Genomic DNA, 17,901 nt, shown 5'->3' on the forward strand with positions numbered 1-17,901 from the left:
CTAGCTTCCTCCTTTAAACGTTGAAATTTGCGGACGGATAAACCGCAATTCCTGCAAACGGTCGATGATGATGGTGCCGTTTGTATGTAAATAAGCACATTCCATTTCCGGCTGCTCCGATAAACTGGACAATTCGTCCGTCATCGTTTCCAATTCATCGTCGATTTTCAATTGCGTCGCTTCCAGCCACGAGGCCGCGATAACTGCGTCGCGATTGCCTTTTGTCCCGGCATGTGCCGCGCCTTTTAGCCGGCCCAGTACATAAACGCTGCCGCCTGCTTCCACGCGGCCGTTCGGATTGACGTCCCCAATGACGACGAGGTCGCCTTCAGCTTTGATGACTTGTCCAGAACGCACGATGCCGACATATGTTTCCGACTGGCGTTCACGGATCATTTGATCGCTTTCTTCGACTGTCAGGATATCGCTCGTTGTCGCAACTACCTTCAAATGAGGATTAGTTTGGACCACTGCGCTCAATTCCTGGATCTGATTTTCGGTGCAATAGCGTTTATTCAGATGCACAGTCACTTCGGTATCACTGTCAAGCGCAGGATCCGACACCTTTGCTTTTAACTCGGTTAATAGATCAGCGTAAGCACACTGGTCATCCAGATACAGCACGAGCCCTTTGTTTTTCCCTTTAATATTAACGAGATTCTTCAAAAAATGTGTCACCTGCGCTTTCATTAATATAACCCTATCTTATTGTCACGCTCCGACAGCTGCGTGATCATCACCGATTTGAACACCCAGCCGAGCATCACCAGAAAAATCGAATTGGCGACCATCGTCGGCCAAAGCCGTGTCGATAAAAATGTGCCAAGCGGCATTCCTGTCAATGAAATCAGCAGGAAAAACTGGTAAAGCACAAATTCGAATATCACCAATAAAGCGAGCGTCAGAAGCGTCGATGTCAGCAGGTTCCGTGGAACCCGCTTGAAGACAAACGATGCCACTAGGCAAATGGCTGGATACAAAAAAGAATATAATCCAATAATATCAATGTAAAAGACATCATACAAGAGCCCGAAAAATAATCCGTAAAACATGGCATGCTTCAGATCATAGTAGAGCGTCAGGAAAATCAGGAACATTATGAGAAAACGCGGCACAATGTAATTCAATTCTCCACCAATATTCAAAGGTGAAAAAAGGCCGAAAACCGGCTCCATGAAAAACAGGACGAGGCAGATCAACGGGATCAGGAAACGGATCATGATTCATCGTCTCCTGTCACGCCATTGTCTTCACCGTCCACTTCCGGCATTACACGGTCCGCAATGATGACATGGTTCAATAAAGAAAAGTCTGCCGCAGGTTTTACATAAGCAAGCTGCGTCAAACCGAATTCATCAATGGTGATTTCGGTAATGGTGCCGATTAAGATGCCTTTTGGAAAAATGCCGCCCAGTCCGCTCGATATGACCTGGTCGCCTTCTTTCAGTTCGATGTCTGCGTCAATCCTCTTCAATAACAGTTCACGGCGCTCGGCGTCATAGCCTTCGATCAGGCCGAAGACGTCTTTATCCCCGCCGACGACCATCGCGGAAACGCGGTAGTTGGGGTTAAGCGTAGAAATCAATTCCACTGTAGAAGTGGTTGGCGTCGTCAGCGTCACTTTGCCGATCAAACCGGTAGCCGTCATGACCGCCATGTTTTCCGCTACTCCCTGGTTGGAACCGCGGTTCAAAATGATTTTCTCTTCCCATTGATCCGGATTCCGTGCGATGACGGTTGCCTGGATCGGGTTGTAATCCCGCAAGTCTTCTTCTTTTCCAACAATTTGATTTAATTCTTCGTTTTCAGAACGCAAGTCTTTGACTTCAGCCTGCACGCTTGCAAATTCTTCTAAGCGCGTTTTCAGATGCTGGTTTTCTTCAAATGTATTCAGCAATGAATCGACATTATCAAAAATTCCAGTGACAAAATGAGCAGGGCGTGAAAATACCGACTGCCCGGCTCCTACAGCATCTTTTATGATTTGTTCCGGCAGCGATACATTGCTGCGGTCACGGAGCGAAAAAGAAATCAGTGCTACGAGCAGGATGACTCCCAACAGCAGCAAAATCAGCCGCTTGTTCGTTAAAAGCTGTGGCATATCGCCATCCTCCTTATTTGATTGATAGTTGGCGGCGGAATTGGTCCATGTTTTCCAAAGCTTTGCCTGTGCCGAGTGCGACGCAGTCCAATGGATTATCGGCGATAAACACCGGCATGGACGTTTCAGCTGAAATGACGCGGTCGAGGTTTTTCAGTAAAGCGCCTCCGCCGGTCAACACAATGCCGTTTTCCATAACATCCGCGCTCAACTCGGGCGGCGTCTGTTCCAGCGTCACTTTGATGCCGGCTACGATAGCGGCGACCGATTCACTGAAGGCTTCCGCAATTTCCTCGGAAGTGACTTCCAGTGTTTTCGGGAACCCTGTCAACAGGTCGCGTCCGCGGATTTCCATGGTAATTCCCCGTTCAGAAGGTTCCATGATACGCGCAGAACCGATGCCGAGTTTCAAGGCTTCGGCTGTCCGCTCACCAATCAGCACATTGTAGGTCTTGCGGATATACTGGGTAATTTCCATATCCAGTGCATCACCCGCAACGCGAATCGACTCGCTTGAAACGATGCCGCCAAGTGAAATGACCGCTACTTCAGTCGTTCCGCCTCCAATATCGACGACCATACTGCCCATAGGTTCCCATACCGGCAAATCTGCCCCGATTGCCGCTGCGAAAGGCTCTTCGATTGTGAATGCCTCGGTCGCTCCGGCTCCCCGGGCAGCGTTCAAAACAGCACGCCGCTCGACAGAGGTAATGCCGTAAGGAACACAAATCATGACTGCTCCACTTTTCCATTTGCCTCCTGCCGCTTTAGACGCTTCAACCAAATAATGCTTGATCATCGTCAAGGTCGTATCGTAATCGGCGATGACGCCGTCGCGCATCGGACGGATTGTCGTGATGGAACTCGCTGTGCGCCCCATCATGTTTTTGGCTTGGCTGCCGACTGCCACGATTTCGCCGGTTTTTTTATTTTTAACGACAACGGAAGGCTCACGAAGAACGATTCCTTTGCCTTTGATATATACCAATGTATTTGCAGTACCTAAATCAATTCCAACATCTTTTGAACCAAATCCAAACACAGGGTTTCTTCCTTTCTATAACAAGCCGGTATTTCGGCAATTGCGTTGACACAATACCAATCATTATAGACGAAAAGAAAAAAAATAAACAGTGCTACATGAACCCCTTTTCTTTCAACGAAATGAATTGGTGGTCTCCGATGATGACGTGGTCAAGCAGCTCGATGCCGATGATGCTGCCGGCTTCCACAAGCCGTTTGGTGACGTCAATGTCTTCCGGCGACGGTGCCGGATTTCCGGAGGGGTGGTTATGGGCGCAGACGATTGAAGCCGAGGAACGGCGTACGGCTTCACGAAAAATCTCGCGTGGATGGACGATGGAGGCATTCAGGCTGCCGACAAAAATGGTTTGCCGGTGCATGACCTGGTTTTTGATGTTGAGGAACAATACGACGAAATGCTCTTGCTTGAGAGAGGTCATATCCGCCATTAAATAAGAAGCCGCATCTTTCGGGGAACGGATGGTGAACTTTGTATCGGTCTGTTTCGAAGACAGGCGCCGGCCGAGTTCGACTGCGGCAAGCAGCTGCACCGCTTTTGCCTGGCCAATGCCATTGATCGCCACCATTTCTTCAATGGTGGCGTTTTTCATTTCCTGGATTTGCTCGAAATGCGTCAGCACGCGGTTGGCCAAATGCAACACCGACTCCTGCCGGCTTCCGGTCCGCAAAAGAATCGCGATCAGCTCCTGATTGGACAAAGCTGCCGCCCCCTGGTTGACCAAGCGCTCACGGGGCCGGTCGGCAATATGGACGTCGCGGATCATCAACGGCGCTTCGTTCAGCATCGGACACCGCTCCCTTCCAAGGAAATAAACCCTGCAGCCACCAATTTTTGCGTCAGTCCCGCAATCGGCAAACCGACCACGGCATTGTAATCGCCTTGAATCCTTTTGACAAACAAGCCGGATACTGTCTGGATGCCATAAGCGCCAGCTTTGTCGTACGGATCGTCCGTACCGATGTATAGATCGATCCATGCTTCCGGCAATTCGTAGAACGTCACCTTGACCGCTTCATGGAACGTCAGCTCGCTGTCTCCCTGGACAACGGTCACGGCAGTAATCACTTCATGCGTGCGATTTGATAATTTCTGCAGGTAGCCTTTCGCCTGCTCTTTGCTTTTCGGTTTCAGTAAAATTTCACCATCCAAAACAACAATCGTATCAGAGCCGATGACGACAGCCCCTTTGTGAGTTTGTGCCACTTCCTGCGCTTTTTGTTCGGCGCATGCCAGCACATAACCGAGTGGTGTTTGGAATTGGGCCGGATCGGGTTCATCCTTCGTGCTAGGGACGACTAAAAAATCAACGCCCAGCATGCCAAGCAGTTCCTGGCGGCGCGGCGACTGTGAAGCTAAGATGATGGGAAAATCGGATTTGAATTTCATAGATGGAATCTCTCCTTTTTCAAGAATCATACCATTTGGAGAAACTCGGAAACAAACAGCAAAAAATGAATTTTGCCGGGATGCAAGGATCCAAAAATGAGATTTGGACGGTTTGATTTGCACAAAGCGCTGCGCAGAGCTATTTTAAATTCTAATTTACAAAGTTTGAGTTGTTGTTCCGAAAAACAGCTGCAACTTTCAATAAAAAAAGATGAAGCCTCAGCTTCACCCCAGAAAATTCATATACCATGCGAGCATGCCATCTCCCCAGAAATAAACGATGACGGCAGCGGCCGCAATTGATGGGCCAAACGGAATGGGTGTCTTGCGCCCTTTTTTCGTGACGCGCAGCTGGATGATGCCGACGATCGCTCCGATGAATGATGCGAAGAACAGGGTCATGAACGTACCGGCTGTCCCGAGCACCAGGCCAATGACAAAGAACAGCTTGATGTCGCCGCCCCCCATGCCGCCTTTGGAAACGACAGCAATCAGGAACAACAGCAAAAATCCGACCGCAGCGCCGAGCAGGCTGTCCCACCAAGGTTCAAGCGGAATCGCAAAACGCAAGCCAAGCAGCACTACCGCAAACGGCAGGAGCACTTTGTCGGGTATCAGCATGTAGGCGATGTCCGACACCGTGATGATGACCAGCAGCGAGACGAAAAGGATCGCCACGATCAATTCAGGCGTAAAGCCAAACACCAAATACGACGCCACGAATAAAATTGCGGTGACCGCCTCCATCAGCGGATAGACCCAATGGATTTTCGAGCCGCAAGTCCGGCACTGGCCTTTTAAGAATAAATACGAAAACACCGGAACTAGATCAAGTGCCGTCAAGCGCCGCTCACAGTTTGTGCAATGCGATGGCGGGTAAGCGATCGATTCTTTTTTCGGCACACGCAGTCCGACTACATTGAAGAAGGAACCGAACACCAGTCCAAACAGCGAGAAGAAGATAGAATAAGTCAGTACCATAGAAACCCTCTTTGCTTTAATTTTTTTGGATAACCAGTAGTGAAGTTGAAGAAATTACTTCATGAAGGATGCTTTTCGCCTGCGAAAAGCGATCAACTGAGCTTTTGTTTGCGGAATAATCTAGTTTGTTTGCGGGATACCGAGTTTATTTGCGGAATATCCTAGTTTATTTGCGGTATGTCATCGTTTGTTTGCGGAATACAGCATGTTGTTTGCAGAACGGTCTCCACCTATTGCCAAATCCTTCAACCCAGCTCTACCAAAAAGAGAGAAATCACAATGATTTCTCTCTGTCGTTTATTACTCCTCTGAATCGGCTGCGTTTTCTTCGACATTAATATCAATATCCACGTCGACATTCGCCTCTTCGTCAACTTCCTGTTCTTCTGCCAAATCCGTTCCGTCGTTTTGCGGCAACGGATTGACTTTGCCTGCAGGAGCAGGGGCGTCGATTTTTGGAAGAGTGTCTGCTAGGGCAATCAAGTCTGGACGGAAGTACGCAGAAAATGTCAGGTTGACATCAATCGCTTCGCTCACTTGGTCGGCTGAAGTAATTTCTTCGTTGGAACCGAAATCGATGGCTTCAACAATCATGATCCGTTCCATCGCTTCCACTTCTTCGATGAAAGTCGTGATTTGCTGGTAGTCGTTCGCTTGGATGGTGACCGTCGTCAGCACTTCCTGGAGGTTTTCCAGTCCTTCGACCGGCACCGGCAATTCAACGAGGCCTTCTGTTATGCCGATGTTGTCGACCAACGTATCGGAAATCAATTCAGCTTGTTCAATCTGCAGAACGATTTGTTCGGTCAATGATTCGACGGAAACCTTTTGCTGCAGATCGCTCGCGCTTATCTTTTCGCCTTCCGGCAATTCTTTCAGCTGCGCCTGCAGCGCAACCAGCACGTCGCGTTCAGAACTTAAAGTTTGTTCGGCTTGCAGCCGGGCTTCTTTCGCCGGAGCGTAAACGGATAAATACGAATACGCTGCCAGTGCCAGCAGGAAGATGATGGCTAACACGATCAGGCCTTTTTCTTTTTGGCTTTTCGATAAGCTGCTCATTGGCTATCCCCTTCCGTTTCTGCTGGAGCGGTGTCAGCCGGTTCAACTGTTTCGGCAGGTGCTTCGGTTTCAGTATTGACATCAACGTTCACTTCGACATCTTCCGCCGGCTCTTCTACTGCTTCTTCTGTCGGCTCTTCAGTGACAACTTCGCCTTCTACAGGAACTGCCGTATCGTCTGTAGGAATGCGTCCGTCGACAAAGATGATAGTGTATGTCGCCAAATAGCGTGGCGTTTCTTGAATAATCGCTTCTTCGATTACAGCGCCTTCTACAATTTCTTCAGTTTCCAGTTCGTTTTGCGCGACACCGTCCAAAGTCGCTGATTCGATCAGTTCGGACGCTTTCAGCTGCGCCAAATAATAAGCGGCTTCACGTGCCGTATCAAATTGGACAGACAAGATTGCCTGGTCTAGACCGGTATAGGAAAAGCTATCAAAAAAGCCCCGTTCCGGCAGCATGGATACCAGTTCCTGCAAAAGCGGAACGGTATCAAATTGATAGCTCTCCGCCCAGTCGACGGTGGCTTTTAGCTGCTGCTCTTCGTTCATGCCTTGCGCCGCTTCCAATTGGGTGCGGATCGCTGCTTGTTCAGCAGCGACTTGCGTGGATTGAGCAACTAAGGTCTCTTGTTCATTTGTGTGTGAACCGGCCATAAATGCCAAAACCGCCCAAATAGTGACGGCCACTAATAAAATCGAAATTGCCGCAATCAGAAAAGCGGGACGGTCCCGTTCTTTTTGCGGCAATAGGTTAATATCAACTAGCATAAAACCTTACACCTCTTTCAGCGCGAGACCGATGGCCCGGTTAAAGCGTCTTGAAACATCTTTTTCGTCGCCGCATGGAATCACGTCAATAACGAGCGGCAGTACTGGAATTTGGAACCGCATTTCCAGGCTTTGCTGGAAAGTGGACCAGTCGTAGAATTCACCATTGCAGATAACTTTCGTAATGCCATCTTCCCCACTGTTCATATTGTAGCGGTAGAAGTTGGCCAATTTTTCGGCTTCGATTTCAATCGTCTGCATGACGGCGGAACGATCTGCCGAAAACGGATCTTCAACTTCCAGGTCAATCGGCCGCATGAACATTGGGAAATGCTCATGGAATATCGATACGGTCATCTTCTTTGACTGCAAATCGATCAGCATGATGTGCTCGTCTTCCTGAAAATCGTGCTGCAAATAGCCTAAACGGTAAAGGGCGAGCGGCGTGATGTCAGCAACAATCGCTTTAAGCTTTACCTGGTCAAACACGTCTTCATAGGACTTCATGACCGATTCCTTGGAGGCGATGATGATCGCTTCCGGCTGTTCTTCTTCCGGATGGTACGGCACCACATCAAAGACGGGATCTTCAAAGGGCAAGTAAAGCGTCGAACCAATTTCAATGAAAAAATGGCCTTTCAATTCATCGGCTTCAACATCTTCGGGGTAAGGTACTTTGCGGATAATAACGAATTCGTCAGGGGCGAGGAAGCGGACTGACTTCTTAGAGAGACCCCACTGATTGACAACCTTATCGAGTTCCGAGGCCAGCGCCACCGCATCGACGATCTTGCCCTCTTCGATGATGCCTGCGGGAAGAAAATTTTCTTCCGCGCAATTCAGCTCTATCGGCAAAGAGGATTTCAAGTCGACATGACGGATCGCGTCTTCTTCTATTGTAATCGTGACGACGCGTGCTTTTCTCGATAAAAACGATAAGGCCATGTTTTCAGCTCCTAAATAAAATAGTTATCTTGTTACAACGATACCATTCGTCGCATTTCCAACACCTTCAGTGTTTGCAGTATTATTGGCTAAAGAATTAATGAGTGTTTTATCTGCGTCATTAAATGTTAATGTAACTCCAGAAACTGTACCTGCACCATCAAAAACTCCTTCTGCAGTAACTGTAGAAGTCGCAGTAAGGGAACCTAAATCATCCATGTAATCTCCATCAAGAGTAGATAATGGCACTGGGGCCGTTACTGTAGGATTGTCAGCATAATATAAGTTAGCTGCAGAAATAGCACTTAAAGCATCTGATTTAATAGCTCCAACTCGGCTATTTTCAATAACATTCCCAATCGCCGGAATAGCAATCGCAGCGATAATTGCGATAATTACAATAACAGCTAAAAGTTCAATTAGCGTCATACCTTTTTCGTTGTTCAGTTTCTTCTGTAAGTATTTTTTCATTTTTATTCCTCCTATTTTTTTACTTTTAAATCATACTTTGAGTACAGCTCAATTATAACAATAGTACCAATTATAGCAATAGCCTTTTCTTGTTTTTTTACAAAATATTTTAAAGAGAAAACGCGAAAATTACTACAAATTGTCTACATTCTGGAACATCTCAAACATCGGCATCATAATAGCTAGCACTATAGTCCCGACTAATGCAGCAAGGAATACGATCATCAACGGTTCGATCAGCGCTTTCAACCGATCGGTCTCGGCTTCTACTTCTTTCTCGTAGAATTCGGCTACTTTGCTGAGCATGTGGTCGAGTGAACCGGTTTGTTCCCCGATAGAAATCATATGGGGAATGAGCGGTGGAAATGCCCAGTGCTTGCGCATCGGTTCTGTCAACGATCCGCCACGTTCAAGCGAGTCGCGTGACGACAGGATGACTTTCGACATGACAGCGTTACCGACAACTTTTTCAGTCATCGTCAAGCATTGCAAAATCGGCACCGAGCTGGAGAACAGTGAGCTCAACGTTCTGGTCAGGCGAGCAAGTGCCGACTTCTGGAGGATCTTGCCGAAAATCGGAATTTTCAAGAGCAGCGTGTCCAGGATCATATTGCCCCTCGGGTTTTTGCGCATCAGCCAAATGACTGCGAAAATCGCAAGCGCACCCATCACCAGCAAATACCAATACCCCATAACGAAGTCAGATGCTGCCATGACTATCTGTGTGATCATCGGCAATTCGCCGCCAAAGCCTTCGAACATATCGGCGAACATCGGCACGATGGAAGAAAGCAGGAAAATAACAACACCGATTGCCAAGATGCCAACAACAACCGGATACGACATCGCCGACACCACTTTTTGTTTTGTCTGGTAAGCTTTGTCGTAATGCGTAGCTAAACTTTCCAACGAATCGTCGATATTCCCGGACATTTCCCCCGCCTTTACCAAGTTAATGGTTAACGGCTCAAAGATTTTCGGGTATTTCGCCAATGAGTCAGACAAGGAATTCCCTTTTCTAAGTTCTTCCGCAACCTCCGTTAAAGTTTTCTGCAGCGCTTTGGATTCGACCTGCTGCGACAGGATGTGAATCGAGTCGACAATGGTTACTCCGGCACGCATAAGAGTCGAAAATTGGCGTAGGAACATGATAAATTGGTCGCGTTTGACCGGGTTGCCGAACGAAATGTCTTTTTGTAACGTAGTCGTCGGCATTTCACGGATGTCAATGACGCGAATTCCTTCATCACGCAGTTTCCCCACCGCTTCCCTCCGGCTGTTGGCAACGGCAATGCCGCTTCGGATTTTTTTGCGGTCACGGCCTTCGTATTTATAGCGGGCCACGTTATTCCGCCCCCTTCAGGTAAGGTTGCGCGATTTCCCTTGTGATCTTGCCTTTTTTCAACAACTCCTGCACAGACGTTTCCATCATGTGCATGCCAGACGCACGGTTGGTCAAAATAACGTTCGGAATTTGATGGACTTTTTCGGAACGGATCAAGTTGGCGATGGCCGGATTTGAAATCATGATTTCAGTCGCCGCTACTCGTCCTTTGCCGTCCGCGGTCGGCAACAGACGCTGGGAAATGACCGCTTTAATGATGCCGCCGAGCTGCGTCCGGATCTGGGCATGCTGTTCGTGCGGGAATACGTCGATGATCCGCTCGATGGTCGATGCGGCACTCGAAGTATGCAGCGTTCCCATTACCAAGTGGCCGGTTTCTGCAGCGGTAATGGCGGTAGTGATTGTTTCCAAATCCCGCATCTCACCGACCAAAATCACATCTGGATCCTGCCGCAGTGCGGCACGCAAACCATTTGCGAATGAGTTCGTGTCAAAACCGACTTCGCGCTGATCAATGACTGATGTACCATGTCTGTGCATATACTCGATCGGATCTTCGAGTGTGATAATATGCTTGGTCATGTGCTCATTCATATATCGGATCATGGCGGCAAGTGTTGTTGACTTGCCGGAACCGGTCGGACCGGTCACGAGGATCAATCCCTGGTGGGTATCCGCCAACTTTTTTAACGTATCCGGCATTTGCAGGTCGTCAATTGTGGGAATCCGGGATGGAATGGTTCTAAAAGCGTGCGAAATCGAGCCGCGCTGATGAAAAGAATTGACCCGGTAACGCGCTACGCCAGCGATCGAGTAAGAATAATCCATCTCGCCTTTTTCAAGAAACATGTCCCATAACGATTCGGGCATCAATGCCTTGGCAATCGCCATCGTGTCGTCCGGCATCAGTTTTTTGTCGCCAAACTGGATCAACGTTCCGTTCATTCGGAAAATTGGAGGAATGCCGGTTGTCATGTGGATATCGGAAACATTGCGTTCCTTGGCTTCGGTCAATACATAGTCAATGAATGTTGTAGTAGGCATAGGCTAGTCTGTCATGGCAACGCGAAGTACTTCTTCCGTCGTTGTCATGCCCTCCTTCACTTTTAGTAAACCGTCGTCAATAAGGAAGATGGTTTTATTCCGGACGGCGATTTCACGAATTTCCGCTGCAGTGCCGCCGCGATTGATGATGTCTTTGATGGCATCGTCCACCACCAGCACTTCGTGTATCGCCATCCGGCCTTTATAACCGCTCATATTGCATTGCGGACAGCCTTTGCCGCGGGCAATCGTTTCGACCGTAATACCGCGTTTAGCAAAAATCGCTTGTTCCCGTACGGTGGCCGGCTGGATTTCCCGGCAATCCCGGCAGACGCGGCGGATGAGGCGCTGTGCCACAACTGCGTTAAGTGAAGCAGTCACGAGAAACGGCTCGATGCCCATATCCATCAGACGGGTAATCGAAGCGATCGAATCATTGGTGTGAATCGTACTCAGTACCAAATGCCCGGTCAACGAAGCCCGGATGGAAATGTCTGCCGTTTCTTTGTCGCGGATCTCCCCAACCATGACAATGTCCGGATCTTGCCGCAAGATAGACCGCAAACCGGCCGCAAACGTCAAGCCGACATTGGCGTTCACCTGTATCTGGTTAATGCCTTCCAATTGATACTCAACAGGATCTTCGACCGTGATAATATTGACTTCTTCTGAATTGAGCTTGTTCAGCGCCGCATAGAGCGTCGATGATTTACCGGAACCTGTCGGACCTGAGATAAGGATAATGCCGTTTGGTTTGTCTATTTCGTGCATAAAGCGCTCCATGTTCAGGTCGTTAAAGCCGAGCTTTGATATATCCGTTAGGTTTTGGCTCAAGTCCAAAATCCGCATAACGATTTTTTCACCGAAAACAGTCGGCAATGATGATACGCGCAAATCGATTGCACGGAAGTCGACTGTCGTTTTGATCCGACCATCCTGTGGAATGCGATTTTCGGTTATATCCAAATTCGCCAAAATCTTAATGCGCGCAGTAATCATCTGTTGCATGTTCTTTGGAAGAACCCGCTCAGTGCGCAGCGTTCCGTCAATTCGGTAACGCACGAGGACGCGGTTTTCCTGCGGATCAAAATGGACATCACTGGCTTTTTGGGAAACGGCATTCGAAAGGATCTGGTTGACCAGCCGTACGATTGGTGCATCCAGATCGTTCAGCTCTTTTTGCTGTTCTTCTGCCGCCTGCGGCATATCCTCCAATAGTTCGTCAAACGATTCTTCGTCATAATATTTGGCAATGGTTCGAATAATGTCTTCTTTGGAAGCGATTGTCGGCTCGATCTGGAAGCCGGTCGTCAGCCTAAGATCGTCAATGGTGATAAAATCCGTCGGGTCGGTCATGGCAATAAACAGCCGGTCGCCTTCCGTTTTAAGCGGCACCAATAGTTTGCGCTTGGCAAATTCCTTGGGTACCACGTTGAACAGCATCGGATCGAACGGATAGCGGAACAGCGATACATGCGGGATGCCAAGCTGGACTTCCAGCGTCTCGATCAATTGTTGTTCGGTGATGATGCCTCGCTGCAGCAGGGCATCACCCAGCTTTTGATCGTTTTGCTTGTCCTTCAGCGTTTCCTGCAACTCCGCTTGAGTCAATAATCCCTGTTCAACCAATATATCGCCTAACCTTCTTCTGACAATCGCCATTTCGACCTCTCCTCTCTTAAGCTTAGTCTGTAATCAGGTTTCCGCCTTTGTCGTATTCAGGCGCTTCGTCTATTGGATTTTGCTCTTCGGACGGATCCGTGGCTGCGGGTACATCATGGATGCCGTCTTCATTTTCATCAATAAATCCGGGTTGGCCGACTGTCGGGATAGTTGGCGTTGCAGTCGTTCCATCATGGATGCCGTCGCCATTGTCATCAACAAATCCCGGCTGGCCGGCTGTTGGAGGAGCTACTGTTCCGTCATGGACACCATCCCCGTCTGCATCCACAAATCCAGGCTGTCCAGTTGTCGGGACAGTCGTAGTGCCGTCATGGATGCCGTCGCCGTTGACGTCGATAAATCCAGGTTCACCCGCAACCGGAACTGTTGCTTCCGGGGCTGCTGGCTGAGCTAACGGGTAAACTTCAACGCGATGGATTGGCGGATAAAAATCGTTTGATACCGTTTCGACTTCCACAGTTTCATTTCCATCGTAAATGGTGCGGGTAACATTCAGGCGTGTTCCGGACACCCCGATTTCGTCAACTTGGTTGCCGCTCGTCACAAATGCACTGTATTGCTTGATCAAGCGCGGTTGGATATCCGTTTGTTCGGCCAAGTCGATCGCATACGAATATACGAATGGATAACCTGTAATCGACGCGTTCAAAGAATCGCTCGCCTTTGTCAGGTTTAAGGTAAATGAACTGTCATTCGGGTTCGTGAAAACTAGGTCGATCCCAAGCTGCCGGTTGATCGCCGCTTCCTGGCCGAGTGGAATAGATGCGGGCACTTGCGAACCGATGCTGCGCTCATCCACCAGGTAATTGGTTTGGAGCAGTGCGCCATAAATGGCGGAAGCAATTTGCGTCAATTCCTCGTCGCTGACATCCGTCACTGCAAGTTGAGCAATAAACTCAAGAAACGAAAATTGGGCACCCGCCGCCAGTTGAACACCGTTCAAGGCATCAATGACCGTTGAACTGCCGATGCTTGAAAATGTGGTCGGGAATACAACATCCGCCACTTTTTCACGATCGAGGCTCAGGCTGTCGTCGCTGATTGACACTTGCGTTTTTGTTTGTCCACCTTGAAGTGCTGTTTCTAATTTCCCATTAATTGCTTCGACATCCGCTTCAGAAAAATCGGCCACCGGGAAATATTCAGCTAAAAACGATCGTGTCGTGTCCGGAGAGAGCCTGAAGATAAAGCTATTTTGTGCTCCCGTTTCGGCATTTCTGACCGTTTCATCCACCAAAACTTCAGCATTTTCAAGCGGGTAGATTTCCGTTGCATCCTGGTAAGTGACATGGAGTTCCGCATTTGCGCGCCACGTTTCCGACTGGCCAGCGAACATCATTGTCGCCGATTCCACTTCCATATTGGAAACATCGGTCGTGCCGATATAGGTGTTGTCGCCGAATTCTTCAGTAGGAAACAGCCAGTTGTCTACAGCGTAGGCGCCGGCATTTGCCGCTCCAAAGACAAAAACCGCTATGCCGAATATGGCCGCAAAGGCCATTCCAAATAATTTATTATCCACGGGTAATCTCCTCTCGCTCAGCATCAATCGACTGCATGCCGAACGGTTTTGGTTTTTGTGCCGGCTCTGAAACTGCTGGTGCTTCTTCTGTTTCTGGTGTAGCTAAATACGTTTTTGTTTTTTGTTGCTTTTGCTCCCGGCGTTCTTCCGCCAGACGCTGTTTTTCCTTTTGCTCTCTCTCAATCAGCTTCATGTAGACGAACGCTGCCAGAAATGATACGCCAAGAAGTGCCAAAGCCACCATATACCAGGCATAGGTTCCTTGCATTAGCAATGCGGCAGCCGCAGCAGCTAATCCGCCGCCTGCAATGGTCATCCGCTTGGCAAGCGGCACTTGTTTAAAGAGCATATAAGCCAGCGGCAAAACCACAGCCGCGAGTATGATGAATATTAATATGCGGATCATTAAAATTCCCCCTGTATGATGAATTACTTTCCATTAAACTTCTCAATTTACTATTCCCTATAAAATGGAAATTAAAGTAATAGAATTGGTTAAAGTAACCCATCTGATATAGCTATAATACAAGATAAGTGGTATAAATAATAGCGTATACTGAAAATAAATATTAATACTTATTCCTTATTTAAAAGTAAATATTTTATAAAAAAATCTAGGCACAATATTAAGAAAGTGGTATATATAACAGTATATTTAAATTTAGAGGAACTTTTTTGTTACTTTTTACACAAGTAGATGAGAGAAACGATGAGGTGTTTTATGAAGAACGAAAGAGGTTTTACACTAGTAGAAGTACTTGCTGCATTGGTAATACTATCTATTGTATTAATGAGTTTCATGGCTGTTTTTGCGAATACTAATCGTATAGCCGTTAACAATAGCGAAAAACTAGTCATTATTAATTTGGCTGATGCTTATTTGGAGCGTGTAAAAATTAATCCTACAGAATTTATTGGGAAACTCCCTCCAACAATGGTGAATTGTCCTCCACCCGAAACAGCAAAAAAATGTGCAACTATAACAGTAAGTCCAGCACCTCCTCCTATTAATGGAAAATCTTACTCAGTTACCTTACAAATAAAACAGGATTTAAACGAAAAAAGTCTTTTATTGTTAAGTACTGTGGTTACGGTTAAATCACCTGATACAAAAGTTTCAAGTTCAGTGGAAGGATATGTTTCTTATGAAAAGTAAACTTTCTAATGAGAAGGGAATCACTTTGGTAGAATTGCTGGCAACCATAGTGCTCGTGAGCATTATAGCTGCACTTTCTTACACTGTGCTTTTTCAAGGGTACTCGAATTACCAACGAATTAAAGTTGAAACCGAATTAAGAGACGAAGCAGATTTAATCATGGCTAGCCTAATTTCTGATTTATTTGTTGCTAAAAGGTCAGAACTACAATTAGTTCAAACTTGTAATAATGGTTTGGTTGAATCATATGTAAGAGTTTCAAAAGAAGGGGAACCTATATACGAAACTGGTTTCAAAAACAAACAAACAATTGTTAAAAACCAACCTGTTCAGTTTTACAATGAAAGTGTTAAGCTAATTGGTTCAACATGCACAGGAAGTTCTTCTGAAGTATTAAAATCCAATATTACTTCAACAGATGGAATAGCGTACACGGTCTCCTTCATTTTAGAAACTACGAAGCGACAAACAAAATTTCAAAAGGAATTTATCAACACAATCGTAGTTATTGATAATTGATTCTTTTCTTTTTAACATGATTTACTAATTTATTTTTGCGAATTGGAGGGAATCCATTTGAATCAGTTAAAAAACCAGCACGGCTATGCTCTTCTATTAACACTTGGGCTGATCGTCATTTTCACTATTCTTGGAGCAAGTCTTCTTATGCTGACAAGTAATGGCGCCGCTAAAAACGAAGTCCGTCAAGACATTACTCGTTCTTCCGATTTGTCGCAAAAAGGGATCGACTTAGTCACTACTCAAGTAAATGCTGAACTTGTTACTTTTTTAGGTGATAATGGCCGACCAAGAACTGAATTTATTCTTCAGTTGGAACAAATTTTAAACAAATATATGTGTACAGAGGGTTCAAGCATTCCAATCAAAGGTGAAACAGGAACCTACAAAGCTTGCATTGAATCCTATGTCGATACTGTAGACAGTGACGATCAAGCGAATCCGTTAAAAAAACTGGTAACCTTTAAAAGCATCGGAACAGCTGGTGATGCTAATAGAGAGATGTTAAGCAAGATTGAAATTGGTGCTGCTACAGCACCAGAAGCTTTACGCTACGCTATTGGAACAAACATTAACACAGCCGACGGACTTCAGAACGGAGAAGGCAACCTTCTGATGCACGGGGGCGTTGAGATTAAAGGTGACTTAAAAGTTGATGGCAATATTGTAACCAGTACTAATGGATACGCACTTTTAGGAGCAGATCGTTGGATTCCAAGCTTGGCCCCCTCCGCCCTTCCATTAGAAGGAGCAAAGACAGCAAGATTATTCTTAGGGAAAAATTCTTACACTTTTAATACAGCTTCCAGTTATGCAAATCATATCGAAAGATCAAACTTTTCTACCTCTCCTTACAGCTTGAGAACGAATATCTCCGACTTATTTAGATCTGGTTATGCTCCGACTTTGGTGTCGAGAGAGCCTGTTCAAAGTCCAATTGGAATTACAGAGCAAAAGCAGAGCTTTGAATATCAGAGAACCACTAATGGAGTAACTACTTTAGCCACAAATTCAAACAGAGTAATAAATAATCAATCGTATACAAATGCAAAAGTTTTTCCAGTCTATCAATATAGTGATTATTATTGTGTAAGATATTCTTGGAGTAGTTGCAGAGAATGGGAAGAAAGAAACTATTATAACGAAAGTGGGACTTTCACGTTTACTGGTACAAATACATTTAAACAATTTTCTACAAAAGGAAATATTGTTATGGCTGGAACTGATATAAAATTTACTAATGGACTATATGTTGACGGTAATCTGTCCATCGGAAACAATAGTACATCTTATGATGTCAATCAATATTCTTCAGTAACACTGGATGGTCCAATATATGTAAATGGAGATCTAAATATCCAAGGTGCAGATCTCCGAAGCAATGCCTTAATTTATGTCAATGGTGCAGTAAATATATCGCACTCACGAGTTAACGGAAAAGCTTTGCCGAATAAGAAGCAAGGTTCTCTAATTGTTCTTTCAAAAGGCAATATAAAAATTTCTAACAACTCAGTCAACTATGATGATCCGAGTTATATCAAAGGCTTCTTTTACTCCGAACAAGATTTCGAAATGTTTGGAGTTGGTTCAAATATGAAAATTGATGGAGGAATTTCTGCACGAAAAATTGTGTTAAACGCTATACGGGGCCGTGCAAAGGACAGTAATTTTGCTGGTGCATACAGAATACCCAACAGAAACGATTACTTCGAAGGTATCGCTGAACAGAATAAACGTAATTCCCGCCTTCAAGTCGTTTACGACTCAGAAATCATCTCCACCTATTCAGATTTAAAACAGCAGGAACCGGTCATTTATACCGTTGATCCACCAACTGAAAAAGAACGGGATTATTAAAAAGAGTCAGTGGACA

19 protein-coding genes are annotated in these 17,901 nt (G+C 46.4%); 3 read left to right on the plus strand and 16 right to left on the minus strand.

Annotated elements, in window-relative coordinates; translation table 11 throughout:
• The 16 genes from minC to GJB59_RS06765 form a co-directional block, all read right to left on the minus strand.
• Nucleotides 1-690 carry a septum site-determining protein MinC gene (minC, locus tag GJB59_RS06690; protein WP_142827722.1) on the minus strand — a complete coding sequence of 230 codons (690 nt, stop codon included), beginning with the start codon at nt 688-690 and terminating at the stop codon, nt 1-3.
• Complete coding sequence (gene mreD, locus GJB59_RS06695) at nt 690-1,220, minus strand: rod shape-determining protein MreD (RefSeq protein ID WP_142827721.1); 531 nt, start codon at nt 1,218-1,220, stop codon at nt 690-692. Before mreD ends, minC begins: the two co-directional genes overlap by 1 nt.
• Nucleotides 1,217-2,101 carry a rod shape-determining protein MreC gene (gene mreC / locus GJB59_RS06700; protein WP_142827720.1) on the minus strand — a complete coding sequence of 295 codons (885 nt, stop codon included), beginning with the start codon at nt 2,099-2,101 and terminating at the stop codon, nt 1,217-1,219. Before mreC ends, mreD begins: the two co-directional genes overlap by 4 nt.
• Nucleotides 2,102-2,114: 13 nt before the next feature.
• Nucleotides 2,115-3,143: a rod shape-determining protein gene (locus tag GJB59_RS06705; protein ID WP_142827719.1), complete on the minus strand. Its 1,029-nt coding sequence runs from the start codon at nt 3,141-3,143 to the stop codon at nt 2,115-2,117.
• Nucleotides 3,144-3,237: 94 nt separating this feature from the next.
• Nucleotides 3,238-3,930, minus strand: coding sequence for a RadC family protein (radC, locus tag GJB59_RS06710; RefSeq protein WP_142827718.1), 693 nt, complete (start codon nt 3,928-3,930; stop codon nt 3,238-3,240).
• Nucleotides 3,924-4,532 (minus strand): Maf family protein, encoded by a 609-nt coding sequence (locus tag GJB59_RS06715; protein ID WP_142827717.1) that lies wholly within the window; start codon nt 4,530-4,532, stop codon nt 3,924-3,926. Before GJB59_RS06715 ends, radC begins: the two co-directional genes overlap by 7 nt.
• Before the next feature lie 225 nt (nt 4,533-4,757).
• A complete protein-coding gene (locus GJB59_RS06720) occupies nt 4,758-5,513 on the minus strand; it encodes a prepilin peptidase (protein WP_142827716.1) in 756 nt (251 codons plus the stop codon).
• Nucleotides 5,514-5,813: 300 nt separating this feature from the next.
• Nucleotides 5,814-6,572, minus strand: a complete 759-nt coding sequence (locus GJB59_RS06725; protein WP_142827715.1) for a pilus assembly protein PilO — start codon at nt 6,570-6,572, stop codon at nt 5,814-5,816.
• Complete coding sequence (locus GJB59_RS06730; protein ID WP_142827714.1) at nt 6,569-7,342, minus strand: PilN domain-containing protein; 774 nt, start codon at nt 7,340-7,342, stop codon at nt 6,569-6,571. The genes GJB59_RS06725 and GJB59_RS06730 overlap by 4 nt, the downstream gene beginning before the upstream one ends.
• Before the next feature lie 6 nt (nt 7,343-7,348).
• A complete protein-coding gene (pilM, locus tag GJB59_RS06735) occupies nt 7,349-8,287 on the minus strand; it encodes a type IV pilus biogenesis protein PilM (RefSeq protein WP_142827713.1) in 939 nt (312 codons plus the stop codon).
• A 24-nt stretch (nt 8,288-8,311) separates the two neighbouring features.
• The gene (locus GJB59_RS06740) at nt 8,312-8,758 is read right to left on the minus strand and encodes a prepilin-type N-terminal cleavage/methylation domain-containing protein (RefSeq protein WP_142827712.1); all 447 of its coding nucleotides are present in this window, start codon (nt 8,756-8,758) and stop codon (nt 8,312-8,314) included.
• Between the two features lie 132 nt (nt 8,759-8,890).
• Nucleotides 8,891-10,102: a type II secretion system F family protein gene (locus tag GJB59_RS06745; RefSeq protein ID WP_142827711.1), complete on the minus strand. Its 1,212-nt coding sequence runs from the start codon at nt 10,100-10,102 to the stop codon at nt 8,891-8,893.
• Nucleotide 10,103: 1 nt separating this feature from the next.
• Nucleotides 10,104-11,147 carry a type IV pilus twitching motility protein PilT gene (locus GJB59_RS06750; RefSeq protein WP_142827710.1) on the minus strand — a complete coding sequence of 348 codons (1,044 nt, stop codon included), beginning with the start codon at nt 11,145-11,147 and terminating at the stop codon, nt 10,104-10,106.
• Between the two features lie 3 nt (nt 11,148-11,150).
• Nucleotides 11,151-12,809: a GspE/PulE family protein gene (locus tag GJB59_RS06755; protein WP_185960036.1), complete on the minus strand. Its 1,659-nt coding sequence runs from the start codon at nt 12,807-12,809 to the stop codon at nt 11,151-11,153.
• A 22-nt stretch (nt 12,810-12,831) separates the two neighbouring features.
• Nucleotides 12,832-14,352, minus strand: coding sequence for a VanW family protein (locus tag GJB59_RS06760; RefSeq protein ID WP_185960035.1), 1,521 nt, complete (start codon nt 14,350-14,352; stop codon nt 12,832-12,834).
• Complete coding sequence (locus tag GJB59_RS06765; protein WP_142827708.1) at nt 14,345-14,758, minus strand: hypothetical protein; 414 nt, start codon at nt 14,756-14,758, stop codon at nt 14,345-14,347. The genes GJB59_RS06760 and GJB59_RS06765 overlap by 8 nt, the downstream gene beginning before the upstream one ends.
• Before the next feature lie 315 nt (nt 14,759-15,073).
• On the opposite strand from GJB59_RS06765, the gene GJB59_RS06770 reads away from it, so the two are divergent.
• Genes GJB59_RS06770 through GJB59_RS06780 form a run of 3 tightly spaced genes read left to right on the plus strand, consistent with a single transcriptional unit; the run spans nt 15,074 to nt 17,885 of the window.
• The gene (locus tag GJB59_RS06770) at nt 15,074-15,508 is read left to right on the plus strand and encodes a type IV pilus modification PilV family protein (RefSeq protein WP_185960034.1); all 435 of its coding nucleotides are present in this window, start codon (nt 15,074-15,076) and stop codon (nt 15,506-15,508) included.
• Complete coding sequence (locus GJB59_RS06775) at nt 15,498-16,028, plus strand: PulJ/GspJ family protein (RefSeq protein WP_185960033.1); 531 nt, start codon at nt 15,498-15,500, stop codon at nt 16,026-16,028. The genes GJB59_RS06770 and GJB59_RS06775 overlap by 11 nt, the downstream gene beginning before the upstream one ends.
• Before the next feature lie 57 nt (nt 16,029-16,085).
• A complete protein-coding gene (locus GJB59_RS06780) occupies nt 16,086-17,885 on the plus strand; it encodes a hypothetical protein (protein ID WP_142827705.1) in 1,800 nt (599 codons plus the stop codon).
• The last annotated feature ends 16 nt before the right edge of the window (nt 17,886-17,901 follow it).

Origin of the sequence: Planococcus soli, from assembly GCF_016881065.1 — a bacterium.
Taxonomy (GTDB): domain Bacteria; phylum Bacillota; class Bacilli; order Bacillales_A; family Planococcaceae; genus Planococcus; species Planococcus soli.